Annotated in this window: 15 protein-coding genes; 9 read left to right on the plus strand and 6 right to left on the minus strand. The window is 60.8% G+C overall.

The annotated features are described in order from the left end of the window. Positions 1-7: 7 nt before the first annotated feature. Positions 8-1,561, plus strand: a complete 1,554-nt coding sequence (gene garD / locus ACCD02_RS16630) for a galactarate dehydratase (protein WP_413303849.1) — start codon at positions 8-10, stop codon at positions 1,559-1,561. Positions 1,562-1,874: 313 nt separating this feature from the next. Further along, entirely contained in the window at positions 1,875-2,093 is a 219-nt protein-coding gene (locus ACCD02_RS16635; RefSeq protein ID WP_413303851.1) for a hypothetical protein, read from the plus strand. 177 nt (positions 2,094-2,270) lie between these two features. Here the strand turns inward: ACCD02_RS16635 and ACCD02_RS16640 are convergent, their stop codons facing one another. Next, complete coding sequence (locus ACCD02_RS16640; protein WP_413303854.1) at positions 2,271-3,185, minus strand: LysR family transcriptional regulator; 915 nt, start codon at positions 3,183-3,185, stop codon at positions 2,271-2,273. A 97-nt stretch (positions 3,186-3,282) separates the two neighbouring features. Between ACCD02_RS16640 and ACCD02_RS16645 the strand changes: the two genes are divergently transcribed. Beyond that, the gene (locus ACCD02_RS16645) at positions 3,283-3,732 is read left to right on the plus strand and encodes an ester cyclase (RefSeq protein ID WP_413303856.1); all 450 of its coding nucleotides are present in this window, start codon (positions 3,283-3,285) and stop codon (positions 3,730-3,732) included. Between the two features lie 150 nt (positions 3,733-3,882). On the opposite strand, the gene ACCD02_RS16650 is transcribed toward ACCD02_RS16645, so the two are convergent. The 3 genes from ACCD02_RS16650 to ACCD02_RS16660 form a co-directional block, all read right to left on the minus strand. Next, on the minus strand, positions 3,883-4,083 hold the full coding sequence (locus ACCD02_RS16650; RefSeq protein WP_413303859.1) for a hypothetical protein: 201 nt from the start codon (positions 4,081-4,083) through the stop codon (positions 3,883-3,885). Positions 4,084-4,347: 264 nt separating this feature from the next. Further along, positions 4,348-4,593: a hypothetical protein gene (locus ACCD02_RS16655; RefSeq protein ID WP_413303862.1), complete on the minus strand. Its 246-nt coding sequence runs from the start codon at positions 4,591-4,593 to the stop codon at positions 4,348-4,350. 16 nt (positions 4,594-4,609) lie between these two features. Next, on the minus strand, positions 4,610-6,565 hold the full coding sequence (locus ACCD02_RS16660) for a DNA topoisomerase III (protein WP_413303865.1): 1,956 nt from the start codon (positions 6,563-6,565) through the stop codon (positions 4,610-4,612). A gap of 142 nt (positions 6,566-6,707) precedes the next feature. On the opposite strand from ACCD02_RS16660, the gene ACCD02_RS16665 reads away from it, so the two are divergent. From ACCD02_RS16665 to ACCD02_RS16680, 4 genes are all read left to right on the plus strand, one after another. Then, positions 6,708-7,400, plus strand: a complete 693-nt coding sequence (locus ACCD02_RS16665; protein ID WP_413303868.1) for a helix-turn-helix transcriptional regulator — start codon at positions 6,708-6,710, stop codon at positions 7,398-7,400. Between the two features lie 163 nt (positions 7,401-7,563). Continuing rightward, on the plus strand, positions 7,564-7,929 hold the full coding sequence (locus ACCD02_RS16670; RefSeq protein WP_413303870.1) for a VOC family protein: 366 nt from the start codon (positions 7,564-7,566) through the stop codon (positions 7,927-7,929). 101 nt (positions 7,930-8,030) lie between these two features. Beyond that, complete coding sequence (locus tag ACCD02_RS16675) at positions 8,031-8,507, plus strand: hypothetical protein (RefSeq protein ID WP_413303873.1); 477 nt, start codon at positions 8,031-8,033, stop codon at positions 8,505-8,507. Positions 8,508-8,531: 24 nt separating this feature from the next. Next, complete coding sequence (locus ACCD02_RS16680) at positions 8,532-9,005, plus strand: hypothetical protein (RefSeq protein WP_413303875.1); 474 nt, start codon at positions 8,532-8,534, stop codon at positions 9,003-9,005. A 150-nt stretch (positions 9,006-9,155) separates the two neighbouring features. On the opposite strand, the gene tam is transcribed toward ACCD02_RS16680, so the two are convergent. Continuing rightward, positions 9,156-9,920: a trans-aconitate 2-methyltransferase gene (gene tam / locus ACCD02_RS16685; RefSeq protein ID WP_413303878.1), complete on the minus strand. Its 765-nt coding sequence runs from the start codon at positions 9,918-9,920 to the stop codon at positions 9,156-9,158. Positions 9,921-10,036: 116 nt separating this feature from the next. Here tam and ACCD02_RS16690 point away from each other — a divergent pair, with 116 nt between their 5' ends. Continuing rightward, on the plus strand, positions 10,037-10,969 hold the full coding sequence (locus ACCD02_RS16690; RefSeq protein ID WP_413303881.1) for a LysR family transcriptional regulator: 933 nt from the start codon (positions 10,037-10,039) through the stop codon (positions 10,967-10,969). A gap of 137 nt (positions 10,970-11,106) precedes the next feature. Here ACCD02_RS16690 and ACCD02_RS16695 read toward each other — a convergent pair whose 3' ends face one another. Next, a complete protein-coding gene (locus ACCD02_RS16695; protein WP_413303883.1) occupies positions 11,107-11,976 on the minus strand; it encodes a LysR family transcriptional regulator in 870 nt (289 codons plus the stop codon). A gap of 180 nt (positions 11,977-12,156) precedes the next feature. Here ACCD02_RS16695 and ACCD02_RS16700 point away from each other — a divergent pair, with 180 nt between their 5' ends. Further along, entirely contained in the window at positions 12,157-12,813 is a 657-nt protein-coding gene (locus ACCD02_RS16700) for a peroxiredoxin-like family protein (protein ID WP_413303886.1), read from the plus strand. Positions 12,814-12,918: the final 105 nt, after the last annotated feature.

Raw genomic sequence — 12,918 nt, forward strand, 5'->3', positions numbered from 1 at the left:
AACCGTGATGGACTTGATTCAACATGCCGATTCGCCGCGTTACATCCTGCTCAATGAGCTGGATAACGTGGTTGTGGTGGTCAACGACCAGGGTGTACCGGCCGGTACTGAGTTCGATAATGGTGTTGTGACCATCGATAACGTGCCGCAAAGCCACAAGGTCAACATCGTAGACATCCCTGAAGGCGGCCCGGTGATTCGTTACGGGCAGACCATCGGTTATGCACTGCGGCCGATCCCACGCGGCAGTTGGGTCAAGGAAGATCTGTTGCGCATGCCGACTGCGCCGGCACTGGACAGCCTGCCGCTGTCCACCGACGTGCCGGGCAAGGGTGAGCCGTTGGAAGGCTACACCTTCGAGGGTTATCGCAATGCCGACGGCACCGTCGGCACGCGCAATATCCTCGGCATTACCACTACCGTGCAATGCGTCACCGGTGTGCTCGACTTCGCGGTCAAGCGCATCCGTGAAGAGCTGTTGCCCAAATACCCCAACGTCGATGACGTCGTGGCCCTGACCCACAGCTACGGCTGCGGCGTGGCCATTACCGCCACCGACGCGTACATCCCGATCCGCACCGTGCGCAATCTGGCACGCAACCCGAATCTGGGCGGCGAAGCCCTGGTGATCAGCCTGGGCTGCGAGAAGTTGCAGGCCGGGCAGGTCATGCACGAAGGCGATGCCTCGGTGGATCTGAGCGATCCGTGGTTGTATCGCCTGCAGGACTCCAGCCACGGCTTCCACGAAATGATCGAGCAGATCATGGAACTGGCCGAGACTCGCCTGAAGAAACTCGACCAGCGTCGTCGCGAGACCGTTCCGGCCTCCGAGCTGATCCTCGGCATGCAGTGCGGCGGCAGTGATGCCTTCTCCGGCATCACCGCCAACCCGGCCCTGGGCTATGCCTCGGACCTGCTGCTGCGTGCCGGCGCCACCGTGATGTTCTCGGAAGTGACGGAAGTGCGGGACGCCATCTACCTGCTGACCTCCCGTGCCGAAACCAAGACCGTCGCCGAAGAACTTGTGCGGGAAATGGACTGGTACGACCGTTACCTGGCCAAAGGCGAAGCGGATCGCAGCGCCAACACCACGCCGGGTAACAAGAAGGGCGGTCTGTCGAACATTGTCGAGAAGTCCCTGGGGTCCATCGTCAAGTCCGGCAGCAGCGCCATCAACGGCGTACTCGGCCCTGGCGAGCGGGTGAACCGCAAAGGCCTGATTTTCTGCGCGACACCGGCCAGTGACTTCGTCTGCGGTACGCTGCAACTGGCGGCCGGGATGAACCTGCATGTGTTCACTACGGGGCGTGGCACGCCTTACGGCCTGGCCATGTCGCCGGTGGTCAAGGTATCGACCCGTACCGAGCTGGCTCACCGCTGGCCGGACCTGATCGATATCGACGCCGGGCGCATCGCTACCGGTCGTGCCAGCATCGAGGACCTGGGCTGGGAGCTGTTCCACTTCTATCTGGACGTGGCCAGCGGCAAGAAGAAAACCTGGACCGAGCACTATCGCCTGCATAACGACATCACCCTGTTCAATCCGGCGCCGATCACCTGATACATCTGCTCCTGCCAGGCTTGCCCTGGTAGGAGCGAACTGTGGGAGCGAATTCATTCGCGAAAGCGGTATTTCAAACGCTAAATCTCTAGCGCCTGTATCTGCCTCTTCGCGGATGAATCCGCTCCCACATTTCGTGCTCCGTGCAAAAGTCCCTTCATTGCAACAACCGCTTGAAATTCTCTCCTACGCCGTTTTCTTTACCATCTAGACTTCAATTCAGGACGCACGTCGCAGCGGGTCGCGGCTGCCATCCTATTGCAACAGTCAGGTGTTTAGATCCGCGCATGGAAACCGAACGGGGAGAACCATCATGTCGGTGATTGCAAAGTGGGCCATGCAGGCTGTAACGGTATTTTTCTTTGCCTGGCTGGCGACGGTAGCGTCCAGCTGGAGCAGCTCGACGGTGCGGGGCACAGGCAGTGATCGCCTGGCCGAACTGACCCAGAGGCCTGTCGTCGTCGATAGTTTCGCCAACAAGAGCGCAGCCTCCCAGACCGCAGTGACTGGCCTGTCCGGCGACGGTGAATAACCCGCCAACCCTTTCTCCCGTTGACCACTATAGAACCCGCTTCGGCGGGTTCTTGCATCTGGCGCACTTTTCACCGGGCAAAAAAGAGGCCCGCAGTGTGAACGGGCCAAGGTGGGATTTATTTCAAGGAGTAGGTTCACCTTAAGTGCCGTCAGGTGAAAATCTTGTGAAAGCTTCTCATTTAAGCCCGTGGGCAACTTCGATCACCCGTTCACGTAACCACTGCTGAGCCTGATGGCCGGCATTGCGGCGATGCCAGAGCAGGTGAAACTCGATGACCGGCAGCGCCACAGGGGGTGTGAATAGCTTCAGTCCTGGTCGCTCGGCGCAGTTCAATACCACGCGTTTCATCAGCGTAGCCACATGATCGCTGTGGGCCACCAGCGTCGGCGCGGCGAACATATGCGCAAGGGTCAGGGTGATACGGCGCTGTCGGCCGATTTGCGCCAGGGCCTGATCGACCACCCCATAGCGGTCGCCCTCCGGCGAGACGAGTACATGGGGCAGGCTGAGAAAGGTCTCCAGATCCATCCCGCAGCCCGCTGACGGATGATCGTGACGTAGCAGGGTGACGAACTCGTCGCGCAGCAGAGGGCGGCTCAGGATGCGACTCTCGGTCTGGGTGGGCAGGATGCCGATGGCCATGTCGATGCTGCCGGCATCAAGCATTTCGATGGCACTGTCGCGACCGTTGAAACCGTGCACGTTGAGGGTGATGCCGGGCGCGTGTGCGCCCACGGCTTGAATCAGTTGCGGGAGCAGGACATGGGCCGGGTAGTCGGTCATTCCCAGATTGAAGGTGGTAGTAGTCTGGGCCGGGTCGAAGTGCGGCCGGGCCAGCAGCGCCGTTTCAATGGTATTTAGTGCGGCGGCCACCGGTTCGGCCATTTCCCGCGCCCTGGCCGTGGGCAGCAGCCCTTCGGCACTGCGCAGGAACAAAGGGTCAGTGAATAGCGTGCGCAAACGACCCAGCGCTGCACTCATGGCCGGTTGGCTGACTCCGACCCGGGCCGCGGCACGGGTGACGTTACGTTCGAGCATCAAGGCATCGAATGCCGCGAGCAGATTAAGATCCAGGCCTTTGAAATCCATAATTCATATATCGCTATATACCCGTCATTTGTTGGACGGATATTAGGTGGTTTCTGCAAGCTGTGGGTCACTAATTCCCGGCACAGCAGAGGCCAGCATGAGCGATATGTCTTCGAACACCCTTGATACCCAGCGTCTAGCGCGCGAACGCAAGGCGGTGGAAACCCTTTACCGCGCCTTCAATGAGCAGAATCCTGATCTGGTTGATCTGGCAGTAACCGTCGACTGGGACGATATTCCCCTGGCACCGGGGCAGGGACCGGGCCCAGAAGGCATCAAGCCGATCATTCGCGAGTTCGTTCTGGCGATGCCCGATGTGCAGATCATTGTCCATGACCTGTTGCAGCTACCTGGTCGTATTGCCGTACGCGCAGAGATTCGCGGTACGCATCAGGGCGTCCTGATGGGGATAGCGCCCACCGGCAAGCAGATCAGTTTCAGCATCCATGAATTTCATGAACTGGATGGCGAACGCGTCACCCGCACCTGGCACCTGGAGGACTGGTTCGGGGCGTTCATGCAGATGGGGAGTTTTCCAGCGATGTGATTTGTAATGGATTTCGTAGGAGCCGGCTTGCTGGCGATAGCGGTATTACAGGCGACGAATTTATTGCCTGACATCACGCCATCGCCAGCAAGCCGGCTCCTACAGGGTCTCATTCCAACCCGGATGGTTGTGTACTGATGGGTAGTCGCGTTATTGATTCATCAACGCCGGTCGTTCCGCCCTGGCGGTCGTACTCACGTTGTCGGGGAGCTTGTGGGGCGCATCGAGCCGGGACTTCATCTTGTCTGCAAAGTCCCTGGCTTCATGCCAGCTGCTGCATTTCACCGGGTAACTGTCCAGCATCACTACCCAATTGGCACCGTGAGTACCTTCTTCTATCTGGATAAGCATGAGCGAGCATCTCCGTAAGTGAGTTGTGTTTCACCGAGATTCGGCATGAAAAAACAACGAGCGAAACTTTGCGCCCAAAGGCCATCGAGGGCTACCGCAAATCCACGATTCCCGATGAACGTCATCCGAACTTATCGGGTTGATGTGACCAGTTGAGCATCGGCCGAAGATGCAGGTTTGACCGAGGTCAAACCTGCCGCTGTTTGCGCGAAAAGGCAGATGGCCGGTATCCGTTCGTCGTTTTTTTACCGAATCCTGGCTGCCTCACTCGGCCATCCCCTCCACCTCAGTGCAATGCAGGCGTATTTCATTGCGCACCACCTGGCCGCCGATCTGGTGCAGGATCACGGAAATATCCTGAATCTCGAAATGGGTCTTGCGCGTGCGGTGGTATTCGTCCGACTCGAGATCGATGCGCACACCTTTTTGCAGGTGGGGCATGGCGCCTTCGGATTCGATATAGCCGATTTCTTCATCGGCGCCGAGGAGGAAGCGGTAGCTGTGTTTCATGGGTAACTCCTTGTCTTCATGAACGCGCGGCAGGTGCTTTGCTGGCGCGTCGAGGCTTGGCTGTTGTACTCCCTGTGGCCTTGCGCTTGCCAGTCTTGCGTGATTTTTTCCACGGCGTACTGCCGGCGGGGGCGGGGCCGCTGATGGTCATGCGCAGGCCGACGCAGCGACTGACCTGCTTGCTCATCCACGCCGCCTGTTTGGCGACGAACTCTTCCAGGCTCATTTCACCGCTCTGCACCATGTCCAGTGCCTGCTCCCAGATGGCCGTAGTGCCGGGGTCGGCGATGGCACGGGGCACAGCATCGATCAGGCTGAACGCCGCCGGGGTGGCATAGAGCGCCTTGCCGTTCTTGTTCAGATAGCCGCGATCGAGCAGGCCCTGAATGATCCCCGCCCGCGTGGCTTCGGTGCCAATGCCGGTAGTGTCCTTGAGCTTCTGTTTAAGGCGCGGGTCTTCGACCAGCTTGGCGACATTTTTCATTGCCTTGATCAGATCGCCCTCGGTGAAAGGTTTGGGCGGCTGGGTCCAGAGATCCTTGAGGCGCACGTCGAGCACCGGGTAGTCATGGCCTTCGCTGAGCCGGGGCAGGTTCTGTGGCGCCACAGGCTCACGGTCTTTAGCCGGAGCAAGAGCCTCAGGCAGGGCGCGCTTCCAGCCGGGCTCGACAATCTGCTTACCGACGGCGCGCAGGTCCTGCCCGGCACAGTCGAAATCCGCCTGGGTGCGGTCGTATTCGTGGTTGGGCAGGAATTGCGCCAGATAACGCGCGCGAATCAGGCTGTACACCGCCCGTGGCTTGCTCGCCAGACGGTCGAGATCACGCACGGCCGCAGTGGGAATGATGCCGTGGTGGGCACTGACCTTGGCATCGTTCCAAGCTCGGGAGCGGCGCTTGGGATCAAGGTGTGATTGCAGCGCTTCGAGACTGTCGTCGGCCCGCGCCAGTGCAGCGAGAATCGACGGCGCTTCGCCATGCTGGCTCAAGGGCAGGAAGCCGCAATCGCTGCGCGGATAGGTGATCAGCTTGTGGGTTTCGTAGAGGGCCTGGGCAATGTCCAGGGTTTCCTGGGCGCCGAGGCCGAGCTTCTTCGAGCACACTTCCTGCAAGGTGCCGAGATCGAAGGGCAGCGGCGCGGCCTCGCGGATGCGTTCGGTGCGCAGCTTGATCAACCGGGCACTGCCGGCCTGTCGCATGGCTTCGGCGGCCTGTTGTGCGAGGGGTTGATTGAGGCAGCGGTCCTGATCGTCACAGACATCGGCCTTGGCCCGCCACTGGGCGATGAAGGACTGCCGCCCGGACTGCAGCTCAACGTCTATGGCCCAATAGGGCACGGGGACGAAGTCGGCGATGCTGCGGTCGCGGTCCACGACCAGGCGCAGGGTCGGCGTCTGCACGCGGCCCACGGGCAGCACGCCCTGATAGCCGGACTGGCGGCCTAGCAGGGTGAACAGGCGACTCATGTTCATGCCGATCAGCCAGTCGGCGCGGGAGCGGCCCAGTGCCGAGTGATAAAGGTTGAAGGTTTCGACGCCTGGCTTGAGGGCGGCCAGGGCCTTGCGGATCGAGGCATCGTCCAGGGCTGACAGCCACAGGCGCTGGATCGGCCCGCGATAGCGGCAGTGATCAACCAGTTCCCGGGCGATCATCTCGCCTTCACGGTCGGCGTCGGTGGCGATCACCAGTTCCTGCGCTTCGCCGAGCAGGCGCTTGACCGCCTTGTACTGGCTGGCAGTCTTGGGCTTGACCTGCATCTTCCAGCGCTCGGGCACGATAGGCAGGTCTGCCAGCACCCAGCGTTTATAGCGAGCGTCGTAGGCGTCCGGCGGGGCGGTTTCCAGCAGATGGCCGATGCACCAGGTCACCGTCGCGTTGGCGCCCACCCAGCAACCGTCGCCCCGGCGCGTGGCGCCGAGCACAGCGGCAATATCCTTGGCCTGGGAAGGCTTTTCGCAGAGAAACAGGCGCATGCTGATCGTCGTTTTTCGAGGAAGACAGTGCTACAGCATGGACAGGGATGTGACAGAGGGCAAGGTTTTTATCTGTATGCATGTACAGCATTGGCTGTATGAGCGATGATCGCCGCGCCCCTGATAATAAAGCCCGAATGTCATGTCCCGTGCCCAGCGTCTTTTAACTCTGTTGCAGGTTCTTCGCCGCTACCGGTTCCCGGTGGCGGGGGCGGTATTGGCACGGGAGCTGGATATCAGCCTGCGCACCTTGTACCGGGATATCGGCACGCTCAAGGAGCAGGGCGCGGATATCGAAGGCGAGGCAGGCTTGGGTTTCCTGCTGCGACCGGGCTTCATGCTGCCGCCGTTGATGTTCAGCGACGATGAAATCGAAGCCCTGGTGCTGGGCGCGCGCTGGGTCGCGTCACGGGCCGATGACGAACTGGGCAAGGCTGCCCGCAGCGCCCTGGACAAGATCGCCGCGGTACTGCCCCCGGAGCTGCGTCACGAACTGGACGCCTCGGCGCTGCTGGTAGCGCCCAGTGGCTTGCCAGCCGTGAAACCCATGGTCGGGCCGCAGTTGATTCGGCAGGTCATCCGTTCCGAGCACAAGGCCGAGATTTTCTATCAGGACGTCAAGGACAGCCGCACCGCCCGGATCATCTGGCCGTTTGCGCTGGCCTATTTCGATGGCGTGCAGCTGTTGGTGGCCTGGTGCGAGCTGCGCGAGGGCTTTCGCCATTTCCGCGTCGACCGTATCCAGGAGCTGAATATTTCTGCGGAGCGCTATCCGCGTCGACGCCAGGCGCTGTTGAAGGCGTGGCAAGAGAGCCAGGGGATAGATTCGTTGTAGGGCTTACGGCGATTCATTAGGGCCTCGCTCCTGCGACGGCTGTGTGTGTAGGCCGAAATCACTGCTGACAGAAATGGGTAGCAGCTCCCCTTAGGCTTTTTCGAACTGGACGGACATACAGTTATCGACCAGTTTCATGAACTTGCTATCAGGGAGCCACCCCATGCTCGACCCCAACTTTCTCATCCTGTACGTCAATGATCCCCTGGCCAGCGCCCAGTTCTACGGGCATCTGCTGGGTCGTACACCCATCGAGTCTTCCGAGACCTTCGCATTGTTCGCAACCGACGCCGGGTTGATGCTCGGCCTGTGGGCGCGGCATGCCGTGGAGCCGGGCGTGGAGGCGCTGGGGGTGGGCAGCGAAGTGGCGTTTTCGGTGGCCGGTGTCGGGTTGGTCAACGCGGCGTATCAAATGTGCCGGACCTTCGACATCCCGATCATCCAGATACCCTGCACAATGGACTTCGGCTACACATTCGTCGCGGTCGATCCGGACGGCCATCGGTTGCGGGTGTTTGCCGCGTCATGACCGCCCGGCAGAAATGTATCAGGGATGACACATTTCCCCCGTTCCTCGCTCAAGGTCAGCAGGGCCGGGCCGATATTGCAGGCAATCGCATGGAGGCCTGTATGGAATTCAGCTTGGCATTGAGCAACAACCCGTCCCCCCAGAGCCTGATCGTGGACGCCTTGTCGGCCGCTATCTCAGCCAAAACCGCGCCTGCGCAGGCAGAAACTCCGGCCAAGCCCGGGGTTGAGGTGTTGCTCTCTGACAAGGGCTTGAGCAAGGCGCGCTACGACCGGCAATTCGCCGATATCGATGCGAGTAAGCTGCCGACCACGGTCAAGGAGCAGCTCAAAACCATCCGCCGCATTCAGCTGCAGATCGCCGAGAAAAAGGCCGAACTCAAGGCCGTGATGAAAAACCATCTGCTCACACCCAAGGAGCGCGAGGTCAAGGCCCGTCTATTGCAGCTGGAAATGACCAACCTGAGCAACACTATGACCGTGGCGACCAACAGTATCGGCAAGACCATGGGCGAAATGACTTTGCCTCTGGATCAGATCGGTGATGCCAACAAGCTGATGAACAAAGAGCCGTCCTGATCGGGGCACGTGAGGAGGGCCGCCATGCAATTCAGCCTGACGCTGCGTAACACCCCCCCGACGTCCAGTGCTCCGACGCTGGATGTGCCTGCGTCCGCTGCGGCTGGCAGCGAGAAAACCGCTACGGCAGAGACGCAGACCCCGGTCCGCCCGGGTGTGGAAGTGACGTTGTCGGCCCAGTCGCAGACGGTCAACAAGGATGCCGATATCGACGCCAGCAACCTGCCGACAGTGGTCAAGGATCAGTTGAAGATCATTCGCCGGATCCAGGAACAGATCGCCAGGAAGATGGACGAGCTGCAAGCCGTGGCCAAGGATCCCTCTCTGTCGCCCAAGGCGCGGGAGATCAAGACCCGCCAGCTTCAGATGGAACTGACGGTATTGAATCAGTCGCTGATGAGCGCGACCCGTGAAATGAACAAATCCATGCGCGACTTGAAGCTGTCGGCGGAACAGGTCACCAAGGCTTCCGGGCTCATCGGTTGGGGGCATGCCTGACAACGCGCTACGAGCGAATCGCAATGAAACCTTGTAGGAGCCGGCTTGCTGGCGATGGCGATGTTACAGACGAACTCATCGTTTGATACGACCCCATCGTCAGCAAGCCGGCTCTTGCGGGGCGTGCGTTTGCTTAGTGATCGTCTGGTATCAACGCTTGGCCACAACAAACAATCGTGGAAATGGAAACAGCACCGTGCCGTCAGGCAGCAGCGGATAGGCCTGGCTGATTGCTTCCAGATATTTCGCCAGATACGCGGCTTTTTCCGCCTCATCCAGAGGCGTCAGATACGGCCGCAACGCTGTCGCCTTGACCCACTCGACAACTGCTTGATGACCGCCCGCCAACGGGTGATGGTAGGTGGTACGCCAGACATCCACCGAGCTGCATTGTGTGTGGAGCAGTTCGTAGTAATAACTGGCGTTGTGCCGCGGCGGGTGCTTCACCGTGCCGATCTTGCTCGCCCACGGCCCGCTGGCGGCGACTTCCCGGGCCAGGCGGTGTGAAGGTTCTTCCATATTGTCCGGTGTTTGCACCGCCAGGCTGCCACCTGGGTTGAGTTTGCTCAGCAGGCGCGGATAAAGGCTGGCGTGGTCGGGCACCCATTGCAGCGAGGCGTTGGCGAGGATCACGTCAAAGGTCTGCGCCGGATCCCAGGCGGCAATGTCGGCCAGTTCGAAATTCAATGCGGGCAGGCGCTCGCGGGCGTTGATCAGCATGTCCTCGGAGCTGTCCATGCCGCTGATATGGGCCTCGGGAAAGCGCTGGGCCAGCACTTCGGTTGAGTTGCCGGGGCCGCAGCCCAGGTCGACGGCGGTCTGCACGTCGGCAGTGGCAATGGCGGCCACCAGATCGCGTACCGGCCGGGTGCGTTCTTGTTCAAACGTCGAATACAGCTTGGCTGACCAGGTCATCAGGTTTCCTCATTTTTATGCGGCGCTTTTCACGCCGATACCGGGAAGGCTATGCCTTGCTCGACATGTTTACAAATGCTAGAAATAACGTTTAACAATACTTGGAAGGTATGGCTTTGCTCGAACTACGTCGTTTGCATGCTTTCATTGCCATTGCCGAAGAAGGCCATATCACCCGCGCCGCCGAGCGCCTGGGCATGCAGCAACCGCCCTTGACCCGGCTGTTGCAGGGCCTGGAAGCGGAACTGGGCGTGGCCTTGATGGAGCGTCTGCCCCGTGGTGTGCGCCCGACTCCGGCAGGGCTGGCCCTGCTCGACGAGGCGCGCGCCTTGCTGGCCCGGGCCGAAGAAGTAACCCGCGTTGTGCAGCGTGCCGCCCGTGGTGAACAGGGGCGGCTGGCCGTGGGCTTTACCAGCTCGGCGTCCCTGCACCCCTTGGTGCCGGATGTACTGCGCGGTTTTCGCGAGGCGTTACCGGGTGTGACGGTGGTGCTGGAGGAGGCCGGGACCGGCGAGCTGATGGATGCGCTGTTGCATGAACGACTCGACGCAGCCTTCGTCCGCTCGACGCTCAGTGGCATGCCGACCCTGCAAAGCGAGCCGATCCTGACCGAACCGATGTTGTTGGCAATGCCGCTGCATCATCCGTTGTCGTTGTCCGGTGATACGCCGTTGCCCCTGGCGGCATTGGCCGACGAGGCTTTTGTCCTGTATCGGCGACGGGCCGGGCAGGGCCTCTACGATGTGATCCTCGCCGCTTGCCGTGCTGTCGGGTTCAGCCCATTGGTGGTTCAGGAAGCGCCGCGTCTGACTTCGACCTTGAGTCTTGTTGCGGCGGGCCTTGGCCTGTCCATCGTACCTGCGTCGATGCGGCGCCTGCGTGGCGATGGCATTGCCTATCGCGCCCTGACCGACTGCCCCGGCCTGACCGCGCCTTTACACCTGGCGACCCGCATCGGTGATCAGTCCGCCGTGTTGCAGCGCTTTCGCGAGAGCCTGATGCAGGCGGTGCAACTCGAAGCCCTGAGCCTGATAGTCATGACGGATTGAAGCGGGTTGGCAGCTGGGCGCTTTACAACGGCCTGCACGGCAAGTACTCCCGGCTCAAACGCTACTGGCGCGCGATGCCGGGGCGGGGCGTGGTCGAACTGGAGCACCTTCCAGATTGAAGGGCTTCTGCGTGCCCTTCACAACTTCCCCCAAAACGCCTCGGCAAAATCACTTAGCGGCGTGCGGGCGCGGAACAGGCGGATCTGCATCGGGATATCCCACTGCTCATCCAGTGCCCGCACCAGACGCTGTTGTTGCATCTCGCTGTCGGCCAGGGTTGCGGGCAGCCAGGCCATGCCCTTGCCTTCCAGGGCCATGGACAGCAGCACTGCGGCCAGGTGCGAGTTGAATCGGCTATCCAGGTGTTGCTCGGGGTGGGAGCGGTTCAGGCGCCAGTTGACGATACGGCCCAGCCCGGAGTCGGCGGTGTAGCCCAGGTAGGGGCGTGAAGTAGCCGTGACATCGCTGATGGCCTGAGGGGCGCAAAGAGGGATCAGACTGTCGCTGCCGATGGTCTTGCCAAGGAATTGTTCGCTGGGAAAGCGCGGCGGCACATCCGGATGGTGATGGCAGAGCAGAAACTGCACCTCGCCATTGAGCAGCATCTGTTCGCACACGCGCATGTTGTCCGAATGCAGGCGCACTGCCTCGATAGGCGCTTCGCGTTCGGTACTTCTGATCCAGCCGGGGAAGAAGTTGAAGGACAGCGAATGGGTCGCGGCAAAGTAAAGCGTGCGTAACTGCTTGCCTGCCAGTTCACGGGCGTCTAGGCGCATCTGGTGCAGGCGCCGGGTCATGTCCTGGGCGTTGCCGAGCATTTGCCGGCCGACATCGGTAAGGCTTGCGCCCTGGGTGGTACGTTCGAACAGATCGACCCCCATCCAGTTTTCCAGAGCACGAATGCGCCGGCTGAACGCCGGTTGCGTGACATGCCGCGCATCCGCCGCCCGGGAAAAGTTTTCCAGTTCGGCAAGTGCAACGAAGTCTTCCAGCCAGGCGAGTTCCATGGGCGCTGCTACCGCTATGTGAGTTGGCCGATTCTAGCTCAGGTGTGAGTCTGCGCGGACAGGACATTCCCGCGAAGAATAGGAGCTATGCCCCCGCCCTCTCTACCCTGGGCAGGGCAGGATTGTGACCATGACCTGGCGATTTGCACACTTACTCATTCAGCCAGTCAGGTAACGATCATGACCCCTCAAGCTAAACTCGATGCATTCAAGGCCGACTTCCAGAGCGGCAAGCCGCCCTACAACGCACCTCCTCAAGTCCACGCGACCATGAAGAAAGCCACCGACGCCCTGATCGCCAGCGGCCAGGCCGAGCGCGCATTGAGGGCGGGCGACAAGGCGCCTGAATTTACCCTGGAAGACCCAGACGGCAACCCGGTTTCCTCTGCCGAGCTATTGGCCAAGGGGCCGCTGGTCCTGAGTTTCTACCGTGGCGTGTGGTGCCCGTACTGCAACATGGAATTGCAGGCACTCGAAGAAGCACTGCCGGCCATTCGTGAGCTGGGCGCCAGCCTTGTCGCGATTTCTCCGCAAATCAAGGCCAACAGTCGTAAATCGGTGCGTCAGAACGAGTTGAGCTTCCCGATCCTCAGCGACAGCAAGAACGACGTCGCCGCTGCCTTCGGCCTGCGCTTCACCCTGCCGGACTACCTGATAGAGCTGTACAAAAACTTCGGCAACGACCTGCCGAAAATCAACGATGACCCGAGCTGGACGCTGCCCATGCCTGCCCGTTTCGTTATCGGCGTAGATGGCATCATTACCTACGCGGAAGTGAACCCGGACTATACCCTGCGTCCTGATCCGTCGGAGTTGCTGCCTGCATTGCGTGGCTGATCGGTGGGAGCCATCTGAGGGAGCGAATTGTGGTTGCTGTAAAGCCAGAGCAGCCCCTTCGCGGATGAATCCGCTCCCACAGATATCGATGATATTCACGCGCTA

Source organism: Pseudomonas sp. Pseusp88, assembly GCF_047303955.1.
Taxonomy (GTDB): Bacteria; Pseudomonadota; Gammaproteobacteria; order Pseudomonadales; family Pseudomonadaceae; genus Aquipseudomonas.

Coding starts and splice junctions, on each gene's coding strand:
- garD (WP_413303849.1), top strand. CDS start 8: ATGGACTTGATTCAACATGCCGATTCGCCGCGTTACATCCTGCTCAAT.
- ACCD02_RS16635 (WP_413303851.1), top strand. CDS start 1,875: ATGTCGGTGATTGCAAAGTGGGCCATGCAGGCTGTAACGGTATTTTTC.
- ACCD02_RS16640 (WP_413303854.1), bottom strand. CDS start 3,185: ATGGATTTCAAAGGCCTGGATCTTAATCTGCTCGCGGCATTCGATGCC.
- ACCD02_RS16645 (WP_413303856.1), top strand. CDS start 3,283: ATGAGCGATATGTCTTCGAACACCCTTGATACCCAGCGTCTAGCGCGC.
- ACCD02_RS16650 (WP_413303859.1), bottom strand. CDS start 4,083: ATGCTTATCCAGATAGAAGAAGGTACTCACGGTGCCAATTGGGTAGTG.
- ACCD02_RS16655 (WP_413303862.1), bottom strand. CDS start 4,593: ATGAAACACAGCTACCGCTTCCTCCTCGGCGCCGATGAAGAAATCGGC.
- ACCD02_RS16660 (WP_413303865.1), bottom strand. CDS start 6,565: ATGCGCCTGTTTCTCTGCGAAAAGCCTTCCCAGGCCAAGGATATTGCC.
- ACCD02_RS16665 (WP_413303868.1), top strand. CDS start 6,708: ATGTCCCGTGCCCAGCGTCTTTTAACTCTGTTGCAGGTTCTTCGCCGC.
- ACCD02_RS16670 (WP_413303870.1), top strand. CDS start 7,564: ATGCTCGACCCCAACTTTCTCATCCTGTACGTCAATGATCCCCTGGCC.
- ACCD02_RS16675 (WP_413303873.1), top strand. CDS start 8,031: ATGGAATTCAGCTTGGCATTGAGCAACAACCCGTCCCCCCAGAGCCTG.
- ACCD02_RS16680 (WP_413303875.1), top strand. CDS start 8,532: ATGCAATTCAGCCTGACGCTGCGTAACACCCCCCCGACGTCCAGTGCT.
- tam (WP_413303878.1), bottom strand. CDS start 9,920: ATGACCTGGTCAGCCAAGCTGTATTCGACGTTTGAACAAGAACGCACC.
- ACCD02_RS16695 (WP_413303883.1), bottom strand. CDS start 11,976: ATGGAACTCGCCTGGCTGGAAGACTTCGTTGCACTTGCCGAACTGGAA.
- ACCD02_RS16700 (WP_413303886.1), top strand. CDS start 12,157: ATGACCCCTCAAGCTAAACTCGATGCATTCAAGGCCGACTTCCAGAGC.